We start from the raw sequence: 25,158 nt of genomic DNA, 5'->3' as shown, positions 1-25,158 counted from the left end.
AGAAAACCTCTTCGATAAGGAAGAGGTTTTCTGTTTACTTATTATCCTGTAATCTCGGACTTTTCGCTAATGCGGATACACTAGTTCGAGATTTTGCGATTTCCCGCTTTGCTTCCTTAAAGCTTAGGAACGTTTTCGACTTTTCATCATAAAGGCGGAACCTAATCGATTTCAAGCTTGATACCAACGTAATGGTGGTTGCTTGCTGTAACGGTGGAGTAGATTCATGCGCTTTTTCCAAATGATAGTTCGGGACCCTAGGTGCTAAGTGATGAACGTGATGGAATCCTATACTTCCTGTTAGCCACTGCATCACTTTAGGTAGTTTATAATAAGAACTCCCGTCAACGGCTGCTTTAACATAATCCCACTCGTCTTCATTTTCGAAGTAGGAATCTTCAAATTGATGCTGAACGTAAAATAACCAGATTCCTAGTGCCCCAGAGACAAAGAGTATAGTTCCTTGAATTAATACAAATGGGAACCATCCGATCAGGTAAATCAAGACTGCGTAACTAAGTGCGATAACCCCATTTATCAGATACGTGTTCCAACGCTCCTTTTTATTTGCTCCCTTTCGATTGAATCGATTCGATATGAGGAACAAATAGAGAGGACCTAAACCGAACATAACTAATGGATTACGGTAAAGACGGTATTTGAGTCTCCCCCAGAAGGATGCTTCGATATATTCGTCTAACGTCATCACCCAAACATCCCCTGTACCACGCTTATCTAAGTTACTACTCGTCGCATGGTGAATAGAGTGACTTCTTTTCCACTTTTCAAAGGCAAAATGGGTGATGATACCCGTAACCGTTCCCAAAATTCGATTTGCTTTTTTATCCTTGAAAAAGGATTGATGGGTACAATCATGGAAAATGATGAAGATCCGAACGACAAACCCAGCCGCGATAATAGATAGGGCTAACGTTAACCAAATGGAAATAGATAGACTTTGGTAGGCTAGAAACCATATGATAAAGAATGGCGGGATTGTATTTAATACTTGAATTACACTTGCTTTTGTATTCGATTGTGCATATGGAGCTACATTTTTTCTTAATTCAGCTTGTTTTTGTTTACTCATACGTGCCTCCTAGAGGTTATGATACCTCTATCGTAAAGAAATTAAACAAGCTATAGAAGTCATAATCGTCACTCGTTTATATGATAAATGTCATATAGGTACTTCTACTTAAAAAAACAAGAATCGCCCAATCAATGGACGATTCTTTGTATTACCCTTCCCTCGGCAAGACAATTCGCTTATATAACTGTACGGTTAGAAGGTAGTAAATACCGAAGTAGATGACGATAAACAAGCTTAATGGTAACCAAATTTTTGTGTAAGGCTCCACTAAAATAAAGGAAAACATCTGCATTCCGACAATTACGTGGATCAACCCAACAATTGCCGGAAATAGAAAGATAAGAAATAACTCTTTGTAAATGGACTTACTTAATAATGATCTTCTTACCCCTATCTTTCTTAGCATATTGTATCTTTGAATATCTACTGGTGCTCCAGAAAGAAGCTTAAACATGAGGACACTAGCCATCATCATTAGGAAGGCAATACCTAAGAAAACCCCCATGAATATCGTACCATTGGCAATAGCTTTGAAGCCTAGATAATTTGCATATTTAGTTCCTAGTGTTTCTGGAATGGAACCTGTTTGTTCCTTAATGATTTGTTTCTGTCCCTCTTCAATCTTTTCCATTTGCATGAGGTGATCAGAAAAGTCGGTTAGTTGAATTAATAAAACTTGCTCTTCCGTTCCCTGTATAGATGCATATTCCTCTTCACCAAAGATATATAAGGGTCTCTTAGGAAACATCTGCGCATCTACGCCCATTTCCATGTTAAAAGCCATTAACCATTCTTTTGGTATTTTTTTCATGTCCTGAGAAGAACTCTCTGCATATTTCTCTGCTGGAAGCGCAATAGAAATTGTTTTAGACTCCGGCATCTCTGCCATGGTCGGATCAAACTGTTTCACAGACGGTGGATCCTTAAGTAAATCACTTTTTAAGAAATACACTCCGTCTTCATTTAGCTTATAGCGATATTCACTCTTCTTGGTTACATCCATTTCCTTTAATAAAGCCAAATCTTGCTCCGTAGGTTGATGAATATATAAATCGTTACTATGAAAAAGACCTGCTTGTTTCTCCATATTGTTATAAAAGGATAGACTGGCAGTCATAGCACCGAGCCCAAGTGCAACTAGCATCGCCACGGTTCCCAATACCTTCGTTAGTTGATGAATTCTAAATCTTAACTGAGCGAAGGTGAATGAATTAATCCCTTTTTCATTAAGTGCTCGCATTCCCTTAAGTCGTTTCATCAAGTAAGGCAATAAGGAAATAAACAACAAGTACGTTCCGGGAATAATTGTCGCTGTTGCAATGATTAATCCCATTTGCGCTAACTGACCCATATTGATCATAGCGTAGTAGCCTATTCCTAATAGAACGATAGATAAGAATACACTCCAAAAGGTTCGCTTTTTAGTTGCAACAATCGTGTCACTTTTTTGTCCTGCATGAATTAAATCTAATACAGATTTTCTAGCTATTTTTAACCCATTCGTCATCGATGTAACGAAAAACAATACGGCATAAAAAATAACGGTTGTGACTATTGAGGACATATAGAAGGGTTCAAATCCATCCCCGGAAAAATCAAGTTGCTTCATCAATAAATCTGCAATAACCTGGGACAGACCCACCCCAATTCCTAGTCCAACTAGTAAAGAAACTAGTCCGATCACGAACGTTTCAAAAAACATTAGCTGGGCTACCTTGCTCTTCTTCGCCCCCAAGGTTAAATACATTCCCATCTCCTTTTGCCGTAGAGACAAAATAAAGGAAGTGGCGTAGAAAATGTAAAACACGGTTATCGTCCCTAATATGAACGTTCCAACATGGAAAACAAACACAATCGATCCTATTATGGAATTCGATTCAATAAACGCTTTATTTTGTGCAAGGGTTTCAAACATATAAAAAATTGAAATCGAAATGGTTAAACCAAACAAGAGGACGAGATAGTCTTTAAACATTTTTCTCATACTAGCGAGAGACAATTTTACTAACATTAATACGCCCTCCTTATTCCGCTTCCGCAGAGGCGAATTCCGCTAAGACCTGTAAAATGGATTGATGGAATTCACTGCGGGTACCTTCACGATGGATTTCTTTATATAACTCCCCGTCTTGAATAAACAGGATGCGATCACAATAACTAGCACTAAACGGATCATGCGTGACTAGCATGATGGATACGTTATGATGATGATTTAAATGAGCCATCGCTTCCATTAAACTCTTCGCATTTTTAGAATCTAGTGCACCAGTTGGTTCATCCGCCAAAATAATCGCCGGCTCGTGTACAAGAGCACGCGCTGCGGCTGCACGTTGCTTTTGACCACCAGAAACGGTAGCTGGATACTTTTCCAAAATACTTTCAATCCCAAGTTTCTTCGCTACCTCCTGAACACTAGGCTTGATTTGACGTGATGGAACTCCTTGCAGCGATAAAGGAAGTGCAATATTTTCATATATCGTTAAATTCTCTAGTAAGTTAAAATCCTGAAAAATAAATCCTAGTTTTTGGGAGCGAAAGTCTGAAAGGTGACTTTGCTTCATATTTGTAATATTTGTCCCTGCAATTTCTATCGAACCACCTGTTGCTTGATCCAACGTTGAAACAACGTTAAGGAGAGTTGTCTTCCCTGCTCCTGATGGACCCATAACTCCGACAAACTCCCCTTCTTTTATTTGAAAGGAAACCCCTTTAAGGCCATGGAATTGGTTTTCATTCCGCTTTCCAAATACTTTTTTCACATTTTGAACGTTCACTACTGTTTGATTCATGTTCAAACCTCCAATCTAATCTACATCTAGTGTATCGATGAAGGTCTCTAATCCCTATTGAATATCCTTTCATTTGTCTTACAGTTTTGTAAGGTTACATAACGACTAAAAGTATGACCTCAACATTTAAATCGTTCAGTTTTGAGGTGCAAAATGAAACCTTTGCAAGCTAGACTACAAAAAAGAGCAAATTCCCTATCGGAAAATGCTCTTTCTTTTGCTACTATCCTGCCATTATGAAAGTAATTGCTGCTTGTACTTTAAGTACACTTTCTCACACTCAGGTTATTGTCAATCAACCAAATCACTCTTTGTCTTTCATCACTTCTGCTAATGCCTTAGAATTTAAATCTTCTTCCTCATATAGATTATCAATGATGTTGTAATAGTCATCTTCATTTCGATTTTGACTTAATTTATAAGCAGCTTGAACTTCTTTCATTTTAATTTTAAATCCAACAATACCTTTGATTTGCTTTTTAGTTTGTGAAGAAAGGTTCTCCCACAAAGCTGGATTCTTACGATGTTGTTCATATTTTTGTAATAGTAATATAAGATCTTCTTGCAATTCTTGTTCACTCATAATACTTGCTGTTCCATATATATGGACAGATTGATAATTCCAGGTTGGTACATTTTCTGACTTATACCAAGATGATGAAATGTAAGCATGTGGACCTTGATACATTACAAGGACGTTTTCATTATCATCCTCGAACGTCCTCCATTGAGGGTTCGCATAAGCCATATGTCCAGTTATATAGTAATCATCTCCTTGTTTATGGAACTCCAACGGTAAATGAGTAGCAATAGGTTTACCATCTTTTGTCGTAACAATGGTTCCAAATGAGTTCCTCTCGATAAATTCTCTGATTTCATCAAAGTCTGTAACTTTAAAATGCTTAGGAATATACATAATAACCCCTCCTTTCATAAAACTTATTTAAGTGTTTTTATCATTATAAAGTCTATCTGTTCTTCATCACCCATATAAAAAGAGTGAGCTCCAGTTTGGACAAACCCCATTTTCTTATAAAAAGCGATAGCATTTTCATTTTTTTCCCAAACACCTAGCCAGATTTTCTTTTTATTGTGTTCCAGCGCAATATCCACAGCTTTATTCAGTAGATATTTACCAAGCCCATGTTTTTGAAAATGTGTCTTTATATATACCCTCTCAATTTCAAGTGAATCATCACCCATTTCTTCAGATTGAGCATCATTAGTATTGACCTTTAAATATCCCTCAACCTCATTATTGAAATAAACAAAAAAGAATTGCGAGGATATATTGGATAACTCTTTTTCTAATTGTTTTAAGTTAAATGCTCTTTCCAAATACTCATTCATATTTTCGGGTGAATTCTGATGCTTAAATGTCTCCTTAAATGTTTCATAACTAATTTCTTGAAGTCTGCGTGAATCTTCAAGGGTACACTTTTTAATATTAATAGTCATTTAAATATGTCTCCCCTTTATATAATCAATAATTTCTCTTGTTTCCCTTTTTTACAAACTCCCAGTCTTTTTCTATATTTTTTCTTACTCTTTGAAGAAGATTGAAAATGGTGTCTACTTCTATTTCCGACAATCCCTCTAATGCAACGATATTGGAATACTCATTTTCTCTTATTATAAAAGGATAAACATTTTTCCCTTTCTCCGTTGGAAAGAGCATTTTAATTTTTTTGTTATGTTTATCTTCTTTCTTCTCAACAAATCCATTTATTTCAAGTTGTTTTACAGCACGAGCTGCCGTTGTTCGATCTACTTTTATCATCTCAGCTAACTTTTCTTGAATAATTCCCGGGTTTTCACAAATTCTCACGAGGTACAAATACTGCCCTTTTGTAAGATCATATTCTTTAAATTCTATATTACTTATAGAATCTAATGACCTGGCTATCATTCCAATTTCACGAAGTATTTCTTTCATAATTAACTCCTTCGTTCGTATTTTGTTGCAAATGCAACATAAATCGCATACATTAACTTTACTCCATCTTTATTGCATTTACAACAAAAAACAATGAACAAATTGGTGTTGGTACTATATTTATCGTTTAGGGGGGCAATACTTAATGCTAATTAGCCTAGCATTTTCAGTTGCGTATTTACACAAAAAAGCAGTTCAATTAAGCAGTACAAATTGTACCTTGTACTCCAAAACTGAACTACTTTACCTCTCAATAAGCAGTGGCTTCTTTTATTCTTTCTGTTGTACTCGATTCACAAAATCATGTAGCTTATCTAAAGATGTAATTCGTTCATTACAAGCCTCTGTATTCTGACATATATAATTCCCTTTTCGAGTAAACATACCTTGCGCACTCCCTTTCACATGAGCCACGAACAGGCCGACTTCTTCGAAATGATTACAAATGACACAAATCCCTTTTTGATTGGGGAGAGGCTTATAGGTGCCCTGCAATCCAACTAATTTCCCTTTTTCCAGATCATCAACAACTAGAAATTTCTTTTCGGATCCAGAATCGTTCCATCCTAAATAAGAAATGCTTTTCCAATCTACATCATCCAAACTAGGTGTTTTCAGTTTTTTCACTTTAGGGAAAAGCTTTTTCAGTGTTTGTGCACTTACCTTTTGAAAAGGGATCACGTAAGGCTTTAAAGTAGATAAAAACTGGTCCCCTTCTTCCTTATGAACAATACTTCCGATTGGTTCCAACAGCTGTCTTTGTTCGTCATTTATGTCATTAAATAATTGTGTTGAACGTTCCAACGCCATCGATTTCACGGCAGCAAGTACCCCTTTATCATTGGCTGTTGAATGCCCATGTACGACCGATTGGACTTGCTGTTTTATATAATTAAACTGATGGTTTTGAATGAATGCTTCCATGACTACCTAACTCCTTTCTGACGTTCATTCTTACTTTATCGAAAATCACAGCTGATTAAAATGGGGAAAATAATTTATAAACAATTTCGCCATATAGGAAAGAGCACTGATGGATAGGACCACCAATGCTCTTCATTACTTCGTATAAACAATTTTCTTAATCGTTTCCGGAGAAAGGCAATAGGACTCTGCTAATTGATCGATCGGCTTTCCTTTACGGAAAGATTGACGAATCTCCCTATTCCGTTCGTCAATTAGTTGGCGACCTCCCGAACAGGATCCCCACTCTCGATGTTTATCCGACCGTCTCGGAATATAAAGCAGTTCTCCATCCACATATTTTTGTATTTCCATTAGTAAATGTTTCGGTAATATCGTTGTTGCTTTCACTTGCTTCATTTCTGCCAGCCCCTTATCTTTTTTAACTACAAAGTAAGGTGCAAAGCCGACCTATCAGAAATGATTTTGTTATGAGGCGATTTAAAAGAAACGATCTACCTCATGCAAAGTATCGCCTTTTCCAATAGCAGGCTTTGCATGAGACGCTGCACATTTCGGCAAATGTAATCCATTTACCATACCGCCACCCCCTAGAATCCTTTCTAACTCTATTATAAAACTCTTTAGCACAGAGACAACCGTCTAGAGACTGACCCTATTTTCTTCTCACATTAGTCATCATAAAACCGCTAGCCGGTAAAGTAGGCATTTTCACCATGCTAAAATCCAGATCCTGTTCTGGTACGTCAAACTCAATTTTATTAACGAGAAAGTCAATGGTCGACTTTATGACTTCTCCTGTTACCCCTTCCCCGGGACAACGGTGACTTTGCTTTGGATCATCTCCCCCTTGTGGAATAAAGGAAAAAAGATTCCCATCCCAATTCAGGAAGCGATTCGGATTAAACTCCTCTGGCCTATCCCAAATTCTTTCATCATGGTTGGTTCCGTAGAGATCTAGGAGAACAAGCATATCTTTCTTAAAGTAGAAGTCCTTCCATTTGAAATCATCCTTAACACGCGCCCCTAGAAATGGGCCAAATGGATAATACCTTCTTACCTCTTGTTCAAAGCATTCTAAATACGTAGGATCACCAGTTTGGAGTTTTTTCTTTACCTCTGGATGCTTATAAAAAGCAACTGCTGCAAACGTTACAAAGATGGAAATGGCGGTGATAGGTCGTAATATGTTAATTAACTCAATGGCGGCCATTAAGGAATTAAGTTGCCGCCCATCTAATTCTTTGTGGTGGGCCATTTCATAGACGGCCGTGCCTTTTTTTGCTTCCAATTTCCCATTCTGGACATCTTCAATGACTTGTTTAATCCACTCATTCCCTCGGTTGCGAGCTCTTCGCCCCTTCCAGTGCCTCGGGCCAACTGCACCAAAGGCATCGACCATCGCATTGAAATCTTCTGCACGCTCTTGCTCCTCTTCTTTCTTTAACGGGACACCCGCCCATTTACAAACGACTCGACAATAGATAACCTTCGCTTCCTCAAACAAAACAACCTGATCCATCTCCTGCCACTTGTCCACAGATGCCAATAATTCATCCATCACCATATCTGCCACTTCTTTTTGTTTTTCTGGCGTCAATAGAGACATGAACAGAAGCTTGCGATGCTTGTGAGCATCTCCGTCCATCGTTTGAATTGCATCTACTCCAAATATGGATTTTTGAATTCGCTTCGGTACAGCACCATTTCGCCTAAACTTGTCCTGGTCATAAAAAAGCTTTGCGGCCTCTTCCCCACTCATACATATAGCCTGTTCTCCTAAAAGTCTTGCTTCGAATAATTCAGACTTATATTTATCCATTCGATTTTGGATAAAATTGTATCCCTCCCTCATGACTGCAATACTGTTGTCTAGACTTCTGTCATGTGGTAAGTGTTGATTTAACGTCATTTCATCTACTCCTTTTTTTGATAAATCCGAGCTATCTAGATGGTAGTATGAAACGAGCTGTTAAAATTCATCCAAGAATATGTAAAAATTTTTCTTTATTTTTGTAAAATTCAACCATTTTTTATGTTACTATTTTTATATAAAGAAACGAAAGGAATGATGGCTCCTGACTTATGTAGTGTTAGGCTTCGTTTTGCTCATTATTGTTTTTATCCTCTTTATTACCGATAAAAAAGCGCCACAATCCCACTTTATGAGTAGCTTTTCCAACAAGGGTTTTAAACGGCTACTTATAGGCCTTTCTACAGCAGCAATCCTTGCTATATCCTACGGAGTATATTACATGGCTACCTATCAACCTCCGTTTTTAGACATTCAAGTACAAGGTAAAGAATATACAGTTTTCGGTGACATTGGAGAAGCCGGTTATTATGCACCACAGCTTATCAAGAATAAAGAAGAGACAAGTTTTCACCTCGTGTTTTGGAATGATATAAACCTGGGTGAAGATGTTGAATTACGTGTGGACTACCCCTCTGAGAAATCGACCGTAATAGAAGGAGTCACCCTGGCTCAAGAAGCAAAGGATTTAGTAAAAGAACATGGAATTCAGTTCATTTATCAAGTGGATTCTTTTGTTTTCGAGGAAGAAGGAATGGTGGATGTAACGGTTGTGGAAAATGGAAAAGACGTCCAAACCATTCCAATTGAAGTTCATTAATAGCTTGAAAAAATAACAAAACTATGGCACAGTTAGTACGAAACGTTAACCAATCAAATAGAAAACGACTTGTGGGGGGACCAGTGTTTGCTGGTTGAGATTGTATCCTTAAGATACGGACCCTTAGAACCTGATCTGGTTGAGACCAGCGTAGGGAACATGGATAAGCAAACACGTTATGTGTATCTTAATGTTTACATGCGCCAAGGCTCTAGCCTTTGGCGCATTTTTATTTATCCAAATCAAACGCGAACTGGCTTAGCCGAATCATGGGAAATTGGTATAACGATTTCTATCATGAGGAGGAACGAAGAAAATGAAAAAATGGATGTTCGTTTTATGCACCTTACTTGTTGTTCTATTAACTGCTTGTGGGGAAGAAAGTGACGATACCGCTTCTAGCAAAGAAACTAATACGAAAGAGCTTAAGAAAGTCAAAATGATGCTAGACTGGACGCCAAATACGAATCACACTGGCCTATATGTCGCACAGGAAAAAGGCTATTTTAAAGAACAGGGCTTGGACGTAGAAATCGTTTTACCTGGGGAAGCTGGAGCGAATCAGCTCGTCGCTTCTGGACAAGCAGATTTTGGAATTGGTGCACAAGAAAGCTTAACACAAGCACGCGTACAAGATGTACCTCTTGTCTCCATCGCAGCCATTATTCAACATAACACGTCTGGCTTTGCATCACCGAAAGATAAGAACATTGACTCCCCTGCTGATTTTGAAGGTAAAACTTACGGAGGTTGGGGCGATCCCGTCGAAAAAGCGGTCATTGATTCGTTGATGAAACAAGAGGATGCAGATGTGAATAAAGTAAACATCGTCAATATGGGGAACTCCGATTTCTTTACTGCTGTGGAAAGAGATATTGATTTTGCTTGGATTTACTATGCATGGACTGGTGTGGAAGCAGAACTTCGTGGGCAAGAACTGAACATGATGTATTTAACGGATTATACCGATAAACTCGATTACTATACGCCAGTTCTTATGACAAGTGAAGCGAAGATTAAAGAAGATCCAGAAACGGTAAAAGCATTTGTTTCGGCTGCATCTAAAGGCTATCAATATGCAATCGAAAATCCAGAAGAAGCTGCAGATATTTTGATCGATGCAGTACCAGACCTCGATCCAGAGCTCGTAAAAGCTAGTCAAAAATGGCTATCCCCGAAATATCAAGATGATGCCGAGCAATGGGGTGTTCAAAAGCTGGAAGTTTGGGAGAACTACGCAAGCTGGATGGTCGACAATCAGTTACTTGAAAAAGAACTTGATGCAGAAGCAGCCTTTACGAATGAATTTTTACCGAAGGAGGATCAATAATGGCAAACGCACTATTAAGTATTCAAATTATACCGAAGACCAAAAACGGTGAAGATGTCATTCCTTTTGTAGATGAAGCGATTGCCATCATTGACCAAGCCAGTGTCAGGTATGAAGTGCATCCGCTTGAGACGACGATGGAAGGGGAACTTTATGAGCTATTTGCCATCGTCGAAAAGATGAATGAAAGAATGATTGAACTAGGAAGTCCGAGTATTATCTCGCAAATTAAAGTACTGTATAAGCCGGACGGCGCTTCTATGGACACTTTAACGGAGAAATATAGATGAATCATTGGGTGAAAAAAGGATGGCGACCTATCACGCTAATCCTGCTTCTACTTTTAATATGGGAGGTAAGTAGCCGTTGGCTGGAGATCCCAGCCTGGTTACTCCCTTCCCCTATTCAGATTGGAGGCGAGGTTATCGCTTCTTGGCCAGAATTTCAAGGTCACCTACTTGCGACAATCCGTTTAACGCTCATCGGATTTGCATGTGGTTCCAGTATCGGATTGGGTGTAGCAACGGTTCTTCATTTGATGCCCAAAGTAAGGGAAACCGTCTATCCACTCATGATTATTTCGCAAAACATTCCTACGATTGTCTTAGCGCCGTTGCTAGTCATTTGGTTTGGCTTCGGGATTTTGCCAAAGGTGATTGTCATCACTTTATTTTGCTTCTTCCCTATCGCCATCGCAACAATGGATGGATTCCGACAAACCAACGATGAACTCAAGCATTACATGCTAATGGCAGGGGCAAGCAAGGGGCAGATTTTCCGCAAACTAGAATGGCCTCATGCACTTCCTTCCATCTTTTCTGGATTAAAGATCGCAGCCACTTACAGTGTAATGGGTGCAGTCATATCAGAATGGCTTGGTGGAAATCATGGAATTGGTGTGTTTATGACGTTAGCCTCTTCTTCCTTTCGAACTGACCGCGTATTTGTAGCCATCCTATACATCATTGTTCTGTGCTTATTATTTTTTACTTTGATTGTAGGGGTCGAACGTCGACTCATTAGATGGAAGACGAAAGGAGAAGGAGAAGAAAAATGAATGCATTAGATGTAGAGCACATATTCAAATCCTTCGGGGAAACTTCTGTATTAGAAGATCTTCATTTTTCAGTAAGACAGGGAGAATTCGTCTCGATTTTAGGGCCATCCGGAAGTGGGAAGAGTACATTGTTCCACTTAATAGGTGGCCTAATGCAGCCGAACTCTGGAGATTTTCACATTAACGGAGAAAAGGTTACCAACAAGAAGGGAAAAATAAGCTACATGCCGCAATCGCCATCCTTATTTCCTTGGCGAACGGTTTTAAAGAATGTCACACTAGCTGCGGAAATCGCCGGAGAAGATAAGGAAATAGAGGCGATAGAGATGTTAAATCGAGCTGGATTAAAAGGATATGAGAACGTTTATCCACACGAGCTGTCCGGTGGGATGAAACAGCGAGTTGCTTTTGTTCGAAGTCTATTAAGTCCTCAATCTATCATTTGCTTGGATGAACCTTTTTCTGCACTCGATGAGTTTACAAGATTAGATATGCAAACATGGCTCATAGATTTGTGGCAGGAGCAGCAGAAAGCCATATTATTCGTCACTCATAATATCGATGAAGCTATCTTTTTATCGGATCGAGTCATTGTATTATCTAACAAGCCTGCAACCGTGAAAAAGGAATTTATCATTCCATTTTCTCGTCCCCGGAAACCAGACTTATTATTAGAGGAAGACTTCCTAGCCTGTAAAAAACAAATCTATGCAGAACTGAGTGAGTCATTATGAAAACTATTATTGATGCTCATATTCATTTCGACATGTATAAAGAAGAAGAACGGGAAGGTCTATTGGCCGATTTGGAGAAGAACGATGTGGAATCCCTTATCGCTGTATCCTATTCACTTTCTTCCTGTAAAAGGAACCTAGAACTTCATCAGAAGGATTACCGAATTAAGCCAGCATATGGTCATCATCCTGAACAAGCGCTTCCGAGTAAAGAAGAACAGCTAGAACTGGAGAAGTTCCTTCTTTATGAGTTAGGCTCTATGGTTGCTATTGGCGAGGTTGGTCTCCCTTATTATATGCAGCAAACAAACCCAAGTATTTCCTTGGATCCTTACATTCAGTTTCTAGAACGAATGATTGTGATTGCTTCTCAAATCCGAAAGCCTATTATATTACACGCGGTTTATGAACACGCCCCTATCGTTTGTGAGCTTTTAGAAAAACATAACGTGCAAAAGGCTCACTTTCATTGGTTTAAGGGAGATTTGAAAACGGTGGAACGGATGATAGAAAACGGGTATTATGTATCCTTCACGCCAGATAGCTTATATGAGACCGAGATTCAGAGCTTAATCCAAAAGTATCCTCTTGATCAAATGATGGTCGAAACAGATGGACCGTGGGCCTTTGAAGGGCCCTTTCAAAATCAAAGGACTCATCCGAAAATGATTCACCACGTGATACAACAGATCGCCCAACTAAAGCAGGTTCCACTCCACGACGTGTATCAACAAATCTATCAAAACACGAAATTGTTTTATTCTTTGTAGTCAGGCGGATTGATTCGCCTGGCTTTTTTTATTGCATTGTAAATTATAAAATTTCCCTGGTGTGGATAACATACTGCAATAGCCACGTCCAGCTCCAGCGCCCAGCAACTAGCGAGACTTCCCTCACCTCCGTACGATAAGTTAACATCGGTTCGCGAGGAAGGAAGGCCAGCTAAACCCGGGCGCTTACTCTTTTATTCTTCATAGAACTCCATATGCCCTTTATCTGCTTTATAGTAATCCAAACGGTCCTGCAACGTACCTGTATGGAGCTCAAACTTATGGCCATCCGGATCGGTAAAGTAGATAGATTTTTTATCACGCTCATCCCGCTCACGTCCCGCCAAAATGTTGACTTGATTCAGTTTCAGCTTTTCACGAGCTGCTTCAAAATCCTTTTCTTCAATGGAAAAGGCAATGTGCGTATAAGATTCATGGATTTCCTTTCTCGGTATATCTTTTTCCACATTCAGAGCTAGCCACATCCCTTGCAGGTCAAAATAAGCAGTGGTTCGACCTTTCACTAGCAGCTTAGCACCTAACACATTTTGATAGAAAGCAATGGACGCATCCAAATCCGATACGGAAAAAAGTAAATGATTGAGTCCTTTGATCATGTTTTATCCCTCCTACCGTCACTTTACCTGAAACTTTTACCTACGAATAGCCATTTTCGTTTATAATGAAAACAGTAAAGCATATGGAAAGGTTTTACATTGGATTTAGCTCTAAAAGATTGTTGAAAAAGTTTATAAAGATAAGAGGTGAAATGTATGGATAGACCGATACACTTTCGGACAGCAACAATGGATGATGTTTCGCAGATTGTAAAGATGCTGGCGAACGATCCTTTAGGGAGTCAACGAGAGCATTATGCTGATCCATTACCACCTTCCTATGATGAAGCGTTTCAGGCGATTGATTCAGATCCGAACAATGAGTTAATCGTGGGCTGTTTAGGGCAAGAGGTAATTGGTGTTGCCCAAATAACATTCACTCCCTACCTCACCCACCAAGGGAGCTGGCGAGCGACAATCGAAGGGGTAAGAACTTCTTCCGATCACCGAGGCAATGGGATTGGGAGTCTCCTAATAAAGTGGGCGATTGAACGCGCCAAAGAACGAAAATGTCAGATCGTGCAATTAACGACCGATAAAACGCGAGAGGATGCTTTGCGCTTTTATACTCGTTTAGGATTTCAGCCTACACATGAAGGATTGAAGCTTAACATATAGGCGCTGGTCACCGTACAGTAGTTGAAAAGCCAGAGGTAATCAACCAGATTTCACTTGGGATTATTTCTATAATGTGAGAAAGGTTGTGAAGTTATTTGAACGGTTATAAAGCAATGCTATTTGATTTAGATGATACCTTACTCGATAGGAATCATGCAGTAGATAACATGTTTTTAATAATTTTAGAAAAGTGTTATGAGAATGTTAAACACTCTACAAAAAGTAAAATGTTGCAAAAGTTTAAAGAACACGATAATACAAGCTATGGCTACAGTGATAAAACAAAAGTTTTGGAATCTTTTTTTGATGAATATCCACCAAAATATAGGTTGCCACGCAGTTACATTCAAGATTTTTGGAATAATCATTTTCCTCACTGTTTTTCTATAAACCAAAATACCATAGACACCGTGAATGCTATAAAGAGGCAAGTTAAAGTCGCAATTATAACAAACGGCTCCACTCAGAGACAAAAAGCTAAAATAATGAACACAAATTTAAATAGTTGTTTTGATACAATACTTATTTCTGAAGAAGTGGGTTTTAGTAAACCTGACAAACGTATATTTGAATTAGCATTAAATAAGCTTAATGTGCAACTGGAAGACGCATTATTCGTTGGAGATGACATAGAAAAGGATATTGGTGGTTGTCAAAATGCAGATATGAAGGGCATATGGTTTAATCCTTATATGAATAAGAATGATACCGATATAAAACCATATGCCGAGATCCATTCTTTTGATAGATTGCTAAGCTATTTAACTTAAGGTCTTTGAATCAACCTTCTGGAATGGGGAATCTACGATGACGAAAACTAAATGGTTACTAATTCTGTTAGGTGTAATAGACTTGATACTTATCATCATGCATGTTACAGACTATTTCATTCTTTTATTGAAACCAACAGGATATCTGATTCCTTTGGGGATTAATATTATCGTTCTATCCGTAATCGGCTTTCGCTCTTCTCGATACCATAAAGTATGGTCCATCACCGGTTTAATACTAGGTATTCTTCTTTTTATGGCACATGGATTTATGGTTTTATTAGCAGATAATAGCTATGCAAAAATTGATTCTCCTAATAGTCATCATTCACTTGTCATTGAATATCGGCATGCTACGTTAGGTGAAACAACCTATTTTTATAATTTTTACAAGACAACGTTTGGCTTTATTGGTAAGCATCTTAATGACCAATCCATTACATTAATGATAGGTGGCACGGAACATCCGACTGGGTTGGGGGCAGAAGGAGTTCTAGGTTTAGGTAATGAAGAATGGATCAGTGGTAATACCGTTCGTTTTCCGACTTCGCAAGGAATGAAGGATGTACACTTGAACCTTTCTCAATCTGTAAGTGCAACAGATATCGAAGCTTTCATCGATAAAGTGAAAAATAAAGACAACGGTCATACCATTACGATAAATGGAAACCGTTTAAAAATCCGCTATGATAAGGAGTATGATCAAAGCTGGATTGATGTATCCAATAATAACGGTGAAGGGGCAATACCTACACAGCAATGCTCTCGTCTCGTGCCGAATGAAGAAAGAGGGTATTATATGTTGGAAGAATGTACACATCAATGGGAATATCCTTTGTATCCTCTAACAAATTAATTAGTCCGCAAAATAAATAAAAGTGTTAGTAAAATTACAATTCCAAACGAAAAGAGGTTTTGTGAATGAATGCTTCATTTTTACTCCGCTTTAAAGCTTTCATGATTGATTACATCCTTATTCTCTTTTATTTAGTCGTACTCTTTATCTTCACCGTATTTCTATTTCCATCCTTACAGGGATTCTTCAATGGCTCCCTAATAGTAGCTCAGTTTACTGGTTTCTTATTGGTGACTTTTCCTATTTCACTATATTTTATCATTAGCGATTCGAACATTGGTAAACAGTCCTTTGGAAAAAGGAAAACCGGAATACGAGTGGTTGGAAAAAACGGAGAAGCATTATCCATGATGCATGTAACTATTCGAACCATACTAAAGATATTACCTTGGGAGTTGTCACATTTCCTTGTTTATCGATTTATTTATTTATTTATTTAGGTGATGGTGAAGTACCGTTCACCTACTATCTGCTTGGCGGACTCATCTATGCACTTATATTCGCATACATATTGACAGCCATTTTCACGAAAAAGAAACAATCTCTATACGATATAGTGGCGAAAACTCATGTGGTTAAGATCTAAAGAAAGAGCAGAATACTTTATAAGGGTATAATATGAAAATATACTAGAGAAAGGAATGATTAAAGTGGCATTTGCTGTAGGATATGGAATTGCCCTGATAGGAGCACTTGTAGCTTATCAACTCAGCGCAGGCAAGTCCAATAAAAGAAAATACATGGTTTGGGGCGTAGCTCTTATGTTGGCCATTTCACCGTTCTTATCTTTTGCGATCGGTTTAACATATGCATCAATTGTAGAGAATGGATGGGCAATACCAGGAACAATCCTAATACTTTTCCCGATCATTTTCATTATAGGACTTATTATGTTGTTAATTGGTATCTTTAAGAAAAAAGAGCAAACCATATAACACATATAGGAACCATAGTTTAAATAGCACAACAAAAGCATTACAGCATAAAACGAAAGGTTATTTGGCATGCTTGTTTTGAGTAGTATGTGGCTTTTATAGGCAAATATCGACATTTACTTAGCTATTTTCGTTTACACTAACGAGGCAACTCTTTCCCATATCGCTTTCTAACCTCACTTAACATCTCTAAGCTTTTCAAGTTCTTTTCTTTATTTTCCATTCCAACTGCAATAATCAAGTTTTCAATAAGAAAAGTGGGCGCGACCATGGAGTGAAACTCTCTTATTTCCCCTCGACTTGCAAACAACACACAGTTAGCCTGTGTAGAAAACTCCGCAATAAGCTGATCGGTAATAATGATGGTTTTGTATCCGATCCTTTTTGCGTAATCCAAAATAACTCGCGCCTCCGGAAGCAAGCGCACGAATCCAAATAGCACCACGACCGCTTCTTTTTCCAAATGAATGAGCTCTTCGAATAATTCACTTCCACTCTTCTCCATCACCCGAATATCAAGACCAAATCTCCCTAACCGATACTGAAGCAGGGAACCTAGTCCTTCTGATGGACCGGGACAATAGATTCTCACCCTCTTACTTTCGGTCAAAAAGTTGACCGCTTGGCGGAACGATTGACTAGAAAACTGTTGCATCGTCTTATATAGATGTGTAACTGATAAATCCAGGATGTGGTGTTGTAACTCTTCTCCTTCTCCCCTGCCCATAATACTTTCCATTTTCCCAGCCGGTGAGACTTCTAATTGGGCACGCATCTTTTGTTTAAAGTCTTTGAAGTTTTGATAACCAACCACCTTCCAAAATCTTGATACTGATGCAATACTGACTTGAACCGCATCTGCGATATCCTGCTCGGTTGATAGTAGCACTTGTTGAGTATGCTTTTGGATGTAGTCGGCGATTTGATATTGACTCGGAGACAATAGCGTGGTATCCCATTTCACATGTAACATACAAAATCCCCCCGTTTTAACTGGAGCATAGCACATAAGGAATCTCAAACCTATATGTGTGTAAGTTTTTTTACAAAATGTTAAAAAATGATACAAAATTTACAGCAGTTTTACTTGGACAACATAGGAGATTAATATTGATTTTTTACAATGGAGGTAGTTAAAAATAAGGAGGTAATAGACTTGAACGAATTAAAAGAGAGATATGTTTTAACACAATCTCAAAAGATGATGGTATTTATTTTGTCGATGTCTTTATACGGATTATCTAACATGATTACCGAACTTGTTCCCGCATTTCATCTTGGACCTGTAGAGTTTTCCATCGAGTATTTTGCATTTATCCCTTTAACCCTTTGTATCTTATTCCATCCACTGTATGCGGCGATTGGTGCTGCGCTAGGGGAAGTCATCTTTGGCGAAATCATGCTCGGTCAGTTCGGCGGCTTTGGTGAACTGGAGAAATTCATTGGTTTTTCCTTAGCCATGTTTATTGCCGGGTCCCTGGTTAGCAATCCGCGAAATAAGAGGCAAGTGGCAACTGCCGCTATTCTCGGCGTCGCGATTCACCAATTCATTAGCTGTACAGTAGACATCGCTAAAGTCTGGATAGGAGTCGAGGAATTAGAAACCGTACCTGGATTAGCGGAAAGCGTCGTTGTTATAGAAGGATTTGCCTTCTTTAACGATATTTTATTTTCCGGTATTCTCTTTGCTTTACTTCCAACTTTATACTTAGTACCTCGCCTTTATGGAAAAATTGAGCCATTACTTGGCATGAAGCCACGTGACAACACGATTAAATACTCCACGAAAGAAGTGCTTGCCCCAAGATTAATCATCATCGCTGTTCTCTTAGCATGCAGTGCCTTCCTTTTTGAATACTTATCGGAAACGGATTTCAACCTAGAGTGGGAAGCAGATTTCCTTGAAATGTTCGGAGACTGGTTTATATGGGTTAGCATCGGTGCTGCGGCTTTGGTTGCGGCAATTACGATCATCATCATGCTGCGAGTGAAACAAAACAATTCCGATAACGATGAAGATCAGAGGATCCCGTCATGATCGAACAGCTTGTGATTGAGAATGTCTCCTTTCAATATCCCGGAGGAGAAAAGCCTGTATTGCGAAATGTCTCTCTTACGATTGATAAGGGAGACTTTATCGCCATCATGGGAAGCAATGGGAGTGGAAAGTCTACGCTATGCAAGCTTTTTAATGGATTAATTCCACAATACTATGTAGGGGATTTCTTTGGAACAGTCACAGTCAATGACTTACTAACAACGGAACACAAAGTAGCAGAACTATCCCAAAACGTTGGCTACGTCTATCAAGACTTTGAAAACCAACTTGTCAGTCCTCGTGTGCTTGATGACGCAAGCTTTGCCCCCTTAAATTATGGGCATCCCGACTACAAACAAAAAGGCAAACAAGCATTAAACTTAGTTGGACTTCACAGTCATGATGAGGAATTTATCTGGCAATTAAGTGGCGGGCAAAAGCATTTGCTCGCCCTTGCCGGTGTTTTATCCTTGGATCCAGATGTCCTTATTATCGATGAGCCCGTTGCGCAACTGGATCCAGCTCATGCGGAAGAGACTTATCGTATCTTAAAAATGCTCAACGAAGAGTATGGAAAAACAATTATTGTCATCGAACATCATACAGAATTTATCGCCGATTATTGTAAGCATATTGTGTTAATGGAGGATGGCCAGGTCATATGGAAGAAGGAAACGGCGGATGGATTGAGAGAGGTTGAGCAATTAATGGCTCGACAAATCTATCCTCCCCAAGTGACACAAGCAGCCTATTCGATAGATCCATTGAATAAGGAGCAGTTGCCTATTCATCTAGAAGAGGCTATCCCTTATTTCTCGGAAAGGACTGCAGTGACATCTTTGCCTTCGATACCTTTATCCCAACCAAGAAAATCTATTATCCAAATGGAGAATGTAAGCTTTTCTTATAAAACGATAAATCGATCAAGAAAAACAGTTCTAAAAGATTTGAACCTAAACATCCATAAAGGGGATCTTATTGCACTAGTTGGCAATAACGGGGCAGGGAAATCATCTCTCATGCGTCTCATTACCGGTCTTGCCAAGCCGGAAACCGGGCAAGTGTTGGTCAAGAATCTGGATACAAGAAAACAAAGTCCGGAGCAATTGGCAGACCTTGTAACCTACATTTATCAGAACCCAGAGGAAATGTTTATTGAAGATTCCGTACGAAAAGATGTGGAGTTTTTCTTGAAGTCTCGAAAAATTTCAGGTTATCAAAACATAGTGGATCGAATTCTAGAAGCCTATGATTTAACCCATTTACAAGACAGAGACAGTCGGTTGATGAGTGGCGGGCAACAGCGCAGGGCATCACTAGCGATTGGAGTCGCAATGAATCCATCCGTTATTTTGCTTGATGAACCAACCGCGAACTTGGACATTGCAACGAGAAAACATATTACGAGATTAATTGGATCCCTAAAAGAACAAGTAGAATCTGTCGTTATCGCCACGCATGACATGCAATTAGTAGCAGAGTGGGCGAATCGTATCATCGTTCTCCATGAAGGGGAAATCATCCACGACGGCGACCGGGAATCCGTTTTTCAAAACCAAGCATTACTAGATTTGGCTGGTTTAAGAGCACCGCAGATTTTACAGCTTAGTAAACATTTAAACCTGTCCCCTCTCGCATACACCGTTGATGATTTCGTTAAAGTGATGCAGGGAAAGGAGTCGTCACATGGAATACACCCGCAAACTATCGGATAAGCTTTCCGTTGAACAGATGAAGATAGAGCTCCTCCATACAGCATATGGAAACGGAGATACGTTTCTAGCAAGGCTAGATCCTAGAACTCTATTTATCTGGTATTTATTTTTCGGTCTCGCACCTTGGTTTCTTCATAACGAGATCATTTTATTCGGTTTGTTCCTGTTCATGGTTTGGACTACGATATCTATCAAAGTAAGTCCGCTTATCCTATTTATCCTTTGTCTCGGCCTACTTGGACAAGGCGGCTATCTATTACTGGCATCGTGGTTTTTCGGTGGGGATGGAAGCGTAATTCTTCCGCTCCTGCTATTAACGTTAAAACTATCTATCATCTCTTTAGCTAGTATTACGGTGTTTTGTTCGATGGACCCAGATAAGCTTAGTAATGGATTACTAAAGATTGGGGTACCAGGGCAGGTTTCTTTTAGCATTGCCTATGGCTATCGAATGCTCCCTAGCTTATTGGAGGAGTATCATCACGTCTTTTTATCCTTTCGGTTAAGAGGAAAAGCGCCAGAAAAACGAGGATTCCTATACATAAGATCCATTCTCTATTTTGTTAAGCTGGCTGTCTTATCCTTTTATCCGCTTCTTTTAAGTACATCAAAAAGAGCTCGAACAACGGTGGAAGCCCTCGAAACCAAAGGAAGTCTTTATGGGTTTAATCATCCCGAAGTAAAAAAGATTAAACTCGCTCATATGAAGATGGGAAAAAGGGATTATGCCTTTCTAGCAATATCCACAATATATGTAATTGGCGTATTTGCAATGGGATTCTTAATAAGCTAACAAGGAGGAAAATAAAATGAATATAGATTTCCATAGTCATGTGAAAATTTCTAAAAAATCTACCTTCATGCCTGACTATTTTAAAGAAATGATGAAAGAAGCAAAAGATAATGGGCTAACTGCACTCGCTATGACGGAGCACTTTAATACAAGTCGCTTCACAGATATTTATGATTATTTAGAAGAAACCTATACGTATGAACATGGCTATTATGACATTAACGGCCTTAAATTATTTCCCGGGATGGAAGTAGATATTAAAGAAACGGGACACATTCTCCTTATCGGGGATCGATTGGATATATTGCAAGTACGCGAGGCTCTCGATGCTCATACCGAGAAGGAATCCTTTGTACCGTTTGATGAACTAATGAAGATGACAGCCCCTTACAATCTTTTAAAAATCGGTGCACATCCTTTTCGTGAAAGTACACCTCTTTACCATTTAAAAGACGAACAGCTCAACCAACTAGATGCGTTTGATCTAAATGGAAAGGATTTATATGCACAGGGAGTACAACACTACCAAAGCAAGATGAGAGAATTCTCGGAACGACTCTCTCGTCCTGTTGTTGGTGGAAGTGATACACACCAATTTTTCCAATATGGTTGTGTCTACAATGAATTTGAGGAAGATTGCCAAAACGTGGATGACCTTAAGCGTTGCATTCATAATCGCACCTATAATGTTACCGTGTCACAGGATTTGTCTCTTAAAGTGCGAGCAGCCATTGTCGTGAAAGAGCTTTTGAAAAAGCAACTAGAGGCAAAACAGCCTTTATCTATGCGGTAGTTTGCAAGGGGGTCGGATTAGTCCGATCCTTTTTCTACTCTAGCCTAGTTTGAAGGCTGGAAATCCTGTCTATAGTACTAATAGAGACAACTAGAAAGGAGGCGTAATATGGAGGAATTTTTTGCTGGCTTAACCCCAGATGAACAAGTTCGATATAAAAAATTAGCCATGCAATTTAATTCAGCAACCGATATAGATGAAAAGAAGAAGTATATTCCACATCTCGTTCTATTGGAAGAGAAAGGGAAACTGGAAATGGAGAAAAAGAAGAAAAGAAGCCTTCATTAGGGCCTTCAGACTAGATTTCCCGATTAAATAACCCCTCCTCCACCGCAGTGAAAAAGGGGTTTATAATTACACATTTCTTCTAGCAAAGTCCACAAACCGAAACTTGTCTGGTCTATGCCTCGATTCTGTATATTGAAACAGACTCGCATCATCCAAATACACATAGTTTTTGATGATGACAATATTGTGAAAGCCTTCTAAGTCCAAAAGCTCTCGATCCTCTTCTGTCGGTTCTTCCACTATAATTTCTTTCTTGGCAAAGCTAATGGATAGATTTAAATCATTTTCAATGTAGTTGTAAATAGAATCCTCACATATCTCTTTTGTAATCGTCGGTACATGCTGTTGTACGAGGAAATCCTTATCCAATATGATTTTGTCCCCACCAATTTCTCGAGTTCTTACAATTTTCCATACCTCATCGTTTCCTGATAAGTTCAACTGTTTCTTTATATAACCGTCTGGTTTTTCTATGGAAAGCTCATTCACAATCGTTTTTGCTTTCCCATCCATTTTCTGTGCAAGTTCTTTAAAACTGACCAAACCGGAGACTGGAAAATCAAATTTACTTCGATCAATCACAATCGATCCCTTACCTCTCACTTTCTGGATAAAACCATTTTGCGAAAGTAAATTTAAAGCTTTCCGAATAGTCTCTCTAGACGTATCATAACGATCCTTTAACTCATTTTCCGATGGAAGCAGGCTCCCAGGCTCGAAAATCTGCTGTTCAATTTGTTGTGCGATTTCATTATAGATCGTTAAATACTTATTATTCATGGTAAGCCCTCTTCTACTTTTTTAAATGATAAACGACAGACTCATATGGCCGCAATGTCATTTTAGCGTCGAGTTTAGCAGCTGAATCCTCGTAATTGGATATAATCTGTTTTTGCTTATAACCACCAATATCCATATGAGTTGGCAATTCAAACCTTGACTCCTTGCCGTAAAAGTTATTGATGACAAGAAGCTCTTCATCCTGCCAACGTCTTCTATAAGCAAAAATATCATCATGTTCTTTTAAAATCAACTCATAATCGCCATGTACCATGATATCATATTGCTTCCTCAAACGGATTAAATCTTGGTAGTGATAGAAAATAGAGTCTTTATCAGCTATGGCTTTTTTTGCGTTAATTTCTTTATAGTTTTTTGCTGTGTCAATCCAAGGAGTTCCACTTGTGAAACCGGCATTTTTACTACTATCCCACTGAACAGGTGTTCTGGAGTTATCCCGGGATTTCTGCTTTAAGATTTCAAGGATCTCTTTTTCCGACATCCCATCTTTTTTCTTCCCATCGAAAGTATTTAGCGACTCCACATCTCGGTATTCTTCAATGCTTTCAAAGTTCGGATTAGTCATACCGAACTCTTCCCCCTGGTATATATAAGGGGTTCCTTGCATGAAATGGATCGTTGTAGCTAACATTTTGGCTGACTCTTTATGGTATTTTCCGTCATCTCCGAATCGAGACACCACTCTTGGTTGGTCATGGTTACACCAGAAAAGAGCATTCCAGCCCCCGCCATTATGCATTTCCACTTGCCAGGTAGACAGGATTTCCTTCAATTCACGGAAGTCAAAGTCCGCCTTCGTCCATTTCTCACCATTCGGATAATCTACCTTCAAATGATGGAAGTTAAAGGTCATATCTAATTCTTGTCGTTCTGGATTTGTGTATTCGATACAATGATCAATCGTTGTAGATGACATTTCTCCTACAGTCATCATGTCATATTTGGAAAACACCTGTTGATTCATTTCGTGTAAATACTCATGAATTCTCGGTCCATCTGTATAAAATTTACGACCATCTCCTGAATCATCATTAGGAAATTCCTGATTTTTAGAAATTAAATTAATAACATCTAGACGGAAGCCATCTACGCCTTTATCCAACCAAAACTTCATCATGTCATAGACAGCCTTACGCACCTGATCATTTTCCCAATTCAGATCCGCTTGGGTTACATCAAATAAGTGAAGATAATATTGCTCCGTTTCTTCATCATATTTCCAGGCATTGCCGCCGAATTTGGACTGCCAGTTCGTTGGTTCTTTCCCATCTACAGGATCCATCCAGATGTAGAAATTTCGATAATCATTATCTTTTGAGCTTCTCGATTTTTGGAACCATTCATGCTCGGTTGAAGTGTGATTTACCACAATATCCATAATGATTTTTATATCTCGTTGATGTGCCTCGTCTAATAATTGTTCAAAGTCTTTCATGGTTCCGTATTCTGGGTGAATATCAAAATAATTGCTAATGTCATAGCCATTATCTTTTTGTGGAGATTCATAAATCGGTGTTAGCCAAAGAACATCCACACCAAGTTCTTTTAAGTAATCCAATTTCTGAAGGATACCTTGAATATCCCCTACTCCGTTTCCGGTTGTATCGTTAAAGCTTTTTGGATAAATCTGATAAACAACGGATTGTTTCCACCACGGTTGTGTCATAT

The 25,158-nt window shown here is 38.8% G+C and carries 29 protein-coding genes and 1 riboswitch; of the genes, 16 read left to right on the top strand and 13 right to left on the bottom strand.

Features of this window, described 5'->3' with window-relative positions; translation table 11 throughout:
• Positions 1-34: 34 nt before the first annotated feature.
• From KO561_RS01335 to KO561_RS01295, 9 genes are all read right to left on the bottom strand, one after another.
• The gene (locus KO561_RS01335; protein ID WP_231095343.1) at positions 35-1,090 is read right to left on the bottom strand and encodes a Delta(5) desaturase DesA; all 1,056 of its coding nucleotides are present in this window, start codon (positions 1,088-1,090) and stop codon (positions 35-37) included.
• A gap of 151 nt (positions 1,091-1,241) precedes the next feature.
• Positions 1,242-3,104 (bottom strand): FtsX-like permease family protein, encoded by a 1,863-nt coding sequence (locus KO561_RS01330; RefSeq protein ID WP_231095342.1) that lies wholly within the window; start codon positions 3,102-3,104, stop codon positions 1,242-1,244.
• A gap of 13 nt (positions 3,105-3,117) precedes the next feature.
• On the bottom strand, positions 3,118-3,882 hold the full coding sequence (locus tag KO561_RS01325) for an ABC transporter ATP-binding protein (protein ID WP_231095341.1): 765 nt from the start codon (positions 3,880-3,882) through the stop codon (positions 3,118-3,120).
• A 304-nt stretch (positions 3,883-4,186) separates the two neighbouring features.
• Positions 4,187-4,798, bottom strand: coding sequence for an FMN-binding negative transcriptional regulator (locus KO561_RS01320; RefSeq protein ID WP_231095340.1), 612 nt, complete (start codon positions 4,796-4,798; stop codon positions 4,187-4,189).
• Between the two features lie 23 nt (positions 4,799-4,821).
• Positions 4,822-5,340 carry a spermidine/spermine N(1)-acetyltransferase gene (locus tag KO561_RS01315; RefSeq protein ID WP_231095337.1) on the bottom strand — a complete coding sequence of 173 codons (519 nt, stop codon included), beginning with the start codon at positions 5,338-5,340 and terminating at the stop codon, positions 4,822-4,824.
• Positions 5,341-5,365: 25 nt separating this feature from the next.
• Positions 5,366-5,818 carry a MarR family winged helix-turn-helix transcriptional regulator gene (locus KO561_RS01310; RefSeq protein WP_231095336.1) on the bottom strand — a complete coding sequence of 151 codons (453 nt, stop codon included), beginning with the start codon at positions 5,816-5,818 and terminating at the stop codon, positions 5,366-5,368.
• Positions 5,819-6,088: 270 nt separating this feature from the next.
• Positions 6,089-6,742, bottom strand: coding sequence for a FusB/FusC family EF-G-binding protein (locus KO561_RS01305; protein ID WP_231095333.1), 654 nt, complete (start codon positions 6,740-6,742; stop codon positions 6,089-6,091).
• A 135-nt stretch (positions 6,743-6,877) separates the two neighbouring features.
• Positions 6,878-7,141, bottom strand: coding sequence for a CD3324 family protein (locus KO561_RS01300; RefSeq protein WP_231095331.1), 264 nt, complete (start codon positions 7,139-7,141; stop codon positions 6,878-6,880).
• A 256-nt stretch (positions 7,142-7,397) separates the two neighbouring features.
• Positions 7,398-8,654 carry a CYP152 family fatty-acid peroxygenase CypC gene (locus KO561_RS01295; protein WP_231095328.1) on the bottom strand — a complete coding sequence of 419 codons (1,257 nt, stop codon included), beginning with the start codon at positions 8,652-8,654 and terminating at the stop codon, positions 7,398-7,400.
• A 343-nt stretch (positions 8,655-8,997) separates the two neighbouring features.
• Between KO561_RS01295 and KO561_RS01290 the strand changes: the two genes are divergently transcribed.
• From KO561_RS01290 to KO561_RS01265, 6 genes are all read left to right on the top strand, one after another.
• Positions 8,998-9,375, top strand: a complete 378-nt coding sequence (locus tag KO561_RS01290) for a hypothetical protein (protein ID WP_231095326.1) — start codon at positions 8,998-9,000, stop codon at positions 9,373-9,375.
• A gap of 63 nt (positions 9,376-9,438) precedes the next feature.
• A riboswitch (TPP riboswitch) is annotated at positions 9,439-9,549 on the top strand.
• Between the two features lie 142 nt (positions 9,550-9,691).
• The gene (locus tag KO561_RS01285) at positions 9,692-10,705 is read left to right on the top strand and encodes an ABC transporter substrate-binding protein (protein WP_231095324.1); all 1,014 of its coding nucleotides are present in this window, start codon (positions 9,692-9,694) and stop codon (positions 10,703-10,705) included.
• Positions 10,705-10,995: a thiamine-binding protein gene (locus KO561_RS01280; protein WP_231095323.1), complete on the top strand. Its 291-nt coding sequence runs from the start codon at positions 10,705-10,707 to the stop codon at positions 10,993-10,995. Before KO561_RS01285 ends, KO561_RS01280 begins: the two co-directional genes overlap by 1 nt.
• Entirely contained in the window at positions 10,992-11,762 is a 771-nt protein-coding gene (locus tag KO561_RS01275; RefSeq protein WP_231095322.1) for an ABC transporter permease, read from the top strand. Before KO561_RS01280 ends, KO561_RS01275 begins: the two co-directional genes overlap by 4 nt.
• The gene (locus tag KO561_RS01270) at positions 11,759-12,496 is read left to right on the top strand and encodes an ABC transporter ATP-binding protein (RefSeq protein WP_231095321.1); all 738 of its coding nucleotides are present in this window, start codon (positions 11,759-11,761) and stop codon (positions 12,494-12,496) included. Before KO561_RS01275 ends, KO561_RS01270 begins: the two co-directional genes overlap by 4 nt.
• Positions 12,493-13,266: a TatD family hydrolase gene (locus KO561_RS01265; RefSeq protein WP_231095320.1), complete on the top strand. Its 774-nt coding sequence runs from the start codon at positions 12,493-12,495 to the stop codon at positions 13,264-13,266. The genes KO561_RS01270 and KO561_RS01265 overlap by 4 nt, the downstream gene beginning before the upstream one ends.
• Before the next feature lie 194 nt (positions 13,267-13,460).
• On the opposite strand, the gene fosB is transcribed toward KO561_RS01265, so the two are convergent.
• Positions 13,461-13,883 carry a metallothiol transferase FosB gene (gene fosB / locus KO561_RS01260; RefSeq protein WP_231095318.1) on the bottom strand — a complete coding sequence of 141 codons (423 nt, stop codon included), beginning with the start codon at positions 13,881-13,883 and terminating at the stop codon, positions 13,461-13,463.
• Between the two features lie 156 nt (positions 13,884-14,039).
• Between fosB and KO561_RS01255 the strand changes: the two genes are divergently transcribed.
• From KO561_RS01255 to KO561_RS01235, 5 genes are all read left to right on the top strand, one after another.
• Positions 14,040-14,501, top strand: a complete 462-nt coding sequence (locus tag KO561_RS01255) for a GNAT family N-acetyltransferase (protein WP_231095316.1) — start codon at positions 14,040-14,042, stop codon at positions 14,499-14,501.
• Positions 14,502-14,614: 113 nt separating this feature from the next.
• Positions 14,615-15,271, top strand: a complete 657-nt coding sequence (locus KO561_RS01250) for an HAD family hydrolase (RefSeq protein ID WP_231097019.1) — start codon at positions 14,615-14,617, stop codon at positions 15,269-15,271.
• A gap of 37 nt (positions 15,272-15,308) precedes the next feature.
• Complete coding sequence (locus tag KO561_RS01245) at positions 15,309-16,127, top strand: hypothetical protein (protein WP_231095315.1); 819 nt, start codon at positions 15,309-15,311, stop codon at positions 16,125-16,127.
• Positions 16,128-16,192: 65 nt separating this feature from the next.
• The gene (locus tag KO561_RS01240; protein ID WP_231095314.1) at positions 16,193-16,567 is read left to right on the top strand and encodes an RDD family protein; all 375 of its coding nucleotides are present in this window, start codon (positions 16,193-16,195) and stop codon (positions 16,565-16,567) included.
• Positions 16,568-16,777: 210 nt separating this feature from the next.
• Complete coding sequence (locus KO561_RS01235) at positions 16,778-17,062, top strand: hypothetical protein (protein ID WP_231095313.1); 285 nt, start codon at positions 16,778-16,780, stop codon at positions 17,060-17,062.
• Positions 17,063-17,201: 139 nt separating this feature from the next.
• Here KO561_RS01235 and KO561_RS01230 read toward each other — a convergent pair whose 3' ends face one another.
• Entirely contained in the window at positions 17,202-18,035 is an 834-nt protein-coding gene (locus KO561_RS01230) for a MurR/RpiR family transcriptional regulator (protein WP_231095312.1), read from the bottom strand.
• A 183-nt stretch (positions 18,036-18,218) separates the two neighbouring features.
• Here KO561_RS01230 and KO561_RS01225 point away from each other — a divergent pair, with 183 nt between their 5' ends.
• From KO561_RS01225 to KO561_RS01205, 5 genes are all read left to right on the top strand, one after another.
• The gene (locus tag KO561_RS01225) at positions 18,219-19,100 is read left to right on the top strand and encodes a DUF8171 family membrane protein (protein WP_231095311.1); all 882 of its coding nucleotides are present in this window, start codon (positions 18,219-18,221) and stop codon (positions 19,098-19,100) included.
• Entirely contained in the window at positions 19,097-20,815 is a 1,719-nt protein-coding gene (locus tag KO561_RS01220; RefSeq protein WP_231095310.1) for an ABC transporter ATP-binding protein, read from the top strand. The genes KO561_RS01225 and KO561_RS01220 overlap by 4 nt, the downstream gene beginning before the upstream one ends.
• Positions 20,787-21,608 carry an energy-coupling factor transporter transmembrane component T family protein gene (locus KO561_RS01215; protein WP_231095309.1) on the top strand — a complete coding sequence of 274 codons (822 nt, stop codon included), beginning with the start codon at positions 20,787-20,789 and terminating at the stop codon, positions 21,606-21,608. Before KO561_RS01220 ends, KO561_RS01215 begins: the two co-directional genes overlap by 29 nt.
• Positions 21,609-21,624: 16 nt before the next feature.
• Positions 21,625-22,401, top strand: coding sequence for a PHP-associated domain-containing protein (locus KO561_RS01210; protein ID WP_231095307.1), 777 nt, complete (start codon positions 21,625-21,627; stop codon positions 22,399-22,401).
• Between the two features lie 108 nt (positions 22,402-22,509).
• Positions 22,510-22,689 (top strand): hypothetical protein, encoded by a 180-nt coding sequence (locus KO561_RS01205; RefSeq protein ID WP_231095306.1) that lies wholly within the window; start codon positions 22,510-22,512, stop codon positions 22,687-22,689.
• Positions 22,690-22,755: 66 nt separating this feature from the next.
• On the opposite strand, the gene treR is transcribed toward KO561_RS01205, so the two are convergent.
• Together treR and treC are read right to left on the bottom strand one after the other, a co-directional pair.
• Positions 22,756-23,469 carry a trehalose operon repressor gene (treR, locus tag KO561_RS01200; RefSeq protein WP_231095305.1) on the bottom strand — a complete coding sequence of 238 codons (714 nt, stop codon included), beginning with the start codon at positions 23,467-23,469 and terminating at the stop codon, positions 22,756-22,758.
• A 13-nt stretch (positions 23,470-23,482) separates the two neighbouring features.
• Positions 23,483-25,156 (bottom strand): alpha,alpha-phosphotrehalase, encoded by a 1,674-nt coding sequence (gene treC, locus KO561_RS01195; protein ID WP_231095304.1) that lies wholly within the window; start codon positions 25,154-25,156, stop codon positions 23,483-23,485.
• Positions 25,157-25,158: the final 2 nt, after the last annotated feature.

The sequence above is a fragment of the Radiobacillus kanasensis genome (assembly GCF_021049245.1).
In the GTDB taxonomy this organism is placed as follows: Bacteria; Bacillota; Bacilli; order Bacillales; family Amphibacillaceae; genus Radiobacillus; species Radiobacillus kanasensis.
Note: the sequence above shows the minus strand (reverse complement) of the source record. Positions and strands in the feature narration are given on the sequence as shown.

What these genes read in the sequence shown, in the direction of transcription:
- KO561_RS01335 (WP_231095343.1), bottom strand. Translation starts at nt 1,090, where the DNA reads ATGAGTAAACAAAAACAAGCTGAATTAAGAAAAAATGTAGCTCCATAT.
- KO561_RS01330 (WP_231095342.1), bottom strand. Translation starts at nt 3,104, where the DNA reads ATGTTAGTAAAATTGTCTCTCGCTAGTATGAGAAAAATGTTTAAAGAC.
- KO561_RS01325 (WP_231095341.1), bottom strand. Translation starts at nt 3,882, where the DNA reads ATGAATCAAACAGTAGTGAACGTTCAAAATGTGAAAAAAGTATTTGGA.
- KO561_RS01320 (WP_231095340.1), bottom strand. Translation starts at nt 4,798, where the DNA reads ATGTATATTCCTAAGCATTTTAAAGTTACAGACTTTGATGAAATCAGA.
- KO561_RS01315 (WP_231095337.1), bottom strand. Translation starts at nt 5,340, where the DNA reads ATGACTATTAATATTAAAAAGTGTACCCTTGAAGATTCACGCAGACTT.
- KO561_RS01310 (WP_231095336.1), bottom strand. Translation starts at nt 5,818, where the DNA reads ATGAAAGAAATACTTCGTGAAATTGGAATGATAGCCAGGTCATTAGAT.
- KO561_RS01305 (WP_231095333.1), bottom strand. Translation starts at nt 6,742, where the DNA reads ATGGAAGCATTCATTCAAAACCATCAGTTTAATTATATAAAACAGCAA.
- KO561_RS01300 (WP_231095331.1), bottom strand. Translation starts at nt 7,141, where the DNA reads ATGAAGCAAGTGAAAGCAACAACGATATTACCGAAACATTTACTAATG.
- KO561_RS01295 (WP_231095328.1), bottom strand. Translation starts at nt 8,654, where the DNA reads ATGACGTTAAATCAACACTTACCACATGACAGAAGTCTAGACAACAGT.
- KO561_RS01290 (WP_231095326.1), top strand. Translation starts at nt 8,998, where the DNA reads ATGGCTACCTATCAACCTCCGTTTTTAGACATTCAAGTACAAGGTAAA.
- KO561_RS01285 (WP_231095324.1), top strand. Translation starts at nt 9,692, where the DNA reads ATGAAAAAATGGATGTTCGTTTTATGCACCTTACTTGTTGTTCTATTA.
- KO561_RS01280 (WP_231095323.1), top strand. Translation starts at nt 10,705, where the DNA reads ATGGCAAACGCACTATTAAGTATTCAAATTATACCGAAGACCAAAAAC.
- KO561_RS01275 (WP_231095322.1), top strand. Translation starts at nt 10,992, where the DNA reads ATGAATCATTGGGTGAAAAAAGGATGGCGACCTATCACGCTAATCCTG.
- KO561_RS01270 (WP_231095321.1), top strand. Translation starts at nt 11,759, where the DNA reads ATGAATGCATTAGATGTAGAGCACATATTCAAATCCTTCGGGGAAACT.
- KO561_RS01265 (WP_231095320.1), top strand. Translation starts at nt 12,493, where the DNA reads ATGAAAACTATTATTGATGCTCATATTCATTTCGACATGTATAAAGAA.
- fosB (WP_231095318.1), bottom strand. Translation starts at nt 13,883, where the DNA reads ATGATCAAAGGACTCAATCATTTACTTTTTTCCGTATCGGATTTGGAT.
- KO561_RS01255 (WP_231095316.1), top strand. Translation starts at nt 14,040, where the DNA reads ATGGATAGACCGATACACTTTCGGACAGCAACAATGGATGATGTTTCG.
- KO561_RS01250 (WP_231097019.1), top strand. Translation starts at nt 14,615, where the DNA reads ATGCTATTTGATTTAGATGATACCTTACTCGATAGGAATCATGCAGTA.
- KO561_RS01245 (WP_231095315.1), top strand. Translation starts at nt 15,309, where the DNA reads ATGACGAAAACTAAATGGTTACTAATTCTGTTAGGTGTAATAGACTTG.
- KO561_RS01240 (WP_231095314.1), top strand. Translation starts at nt 16,193, where the DNA reads ATGAATGCTTCATTTTTACTCCGCTTTAAAGCTTTCATGATTGATTAC.
- KO561_RS01230 (WP_231095312.1), bottom strand. Translation starts at nt 18,035, where the DNA reads ATGTTACATGTGAAATGGGATACCACGCTATTGTCTCCGAGTCAATAT.
- KO561_RS01220 (WP_231095310.1), top strand. Translation starts at nt 19,097, where the DNA reads ATGATCGAACAGCTTGTGATTGAGAATGTCTCCTTTCAATATCCCGGA.
- KO561_RS01215 (WP_231095309.1), top strand. Translation starts at nt 20,787, where the DNA reads ATGGAATACACCCGCAAACTATCGGATAAGCTTTCCGTTGAACAGATG.
- KO561_RS01210 (WP_231095307.1), top strand. Translation starts at nt 21,625, where the DNA reads ATGAATATAGATTTCCATAGTCATGTGAAAATTTCTAAAAAATCTACC.
- KO561_RS01205 (WP_231095306.1), top strand. Translation starts at nt 22,510, where the DNA reads ATGGAGGAATTTTTTGCTGGCTTAACCCCAGATGAACAAGTTCGATAT.
- treR (WP_231095305.1), bottom strand. Translation starts at nt 23,469, where the DNA reads ATGAATAATAAGTATTTAACGATCTATAATGAAATCGCACAACAAATT.
- treC (WP_231095304.1), bottom strand. Translation starts at nt 25,156, where the DNA reads ATGACACAACCGTGGTGGAAACAATCCGTTGTTTATCAGATTTATCCA.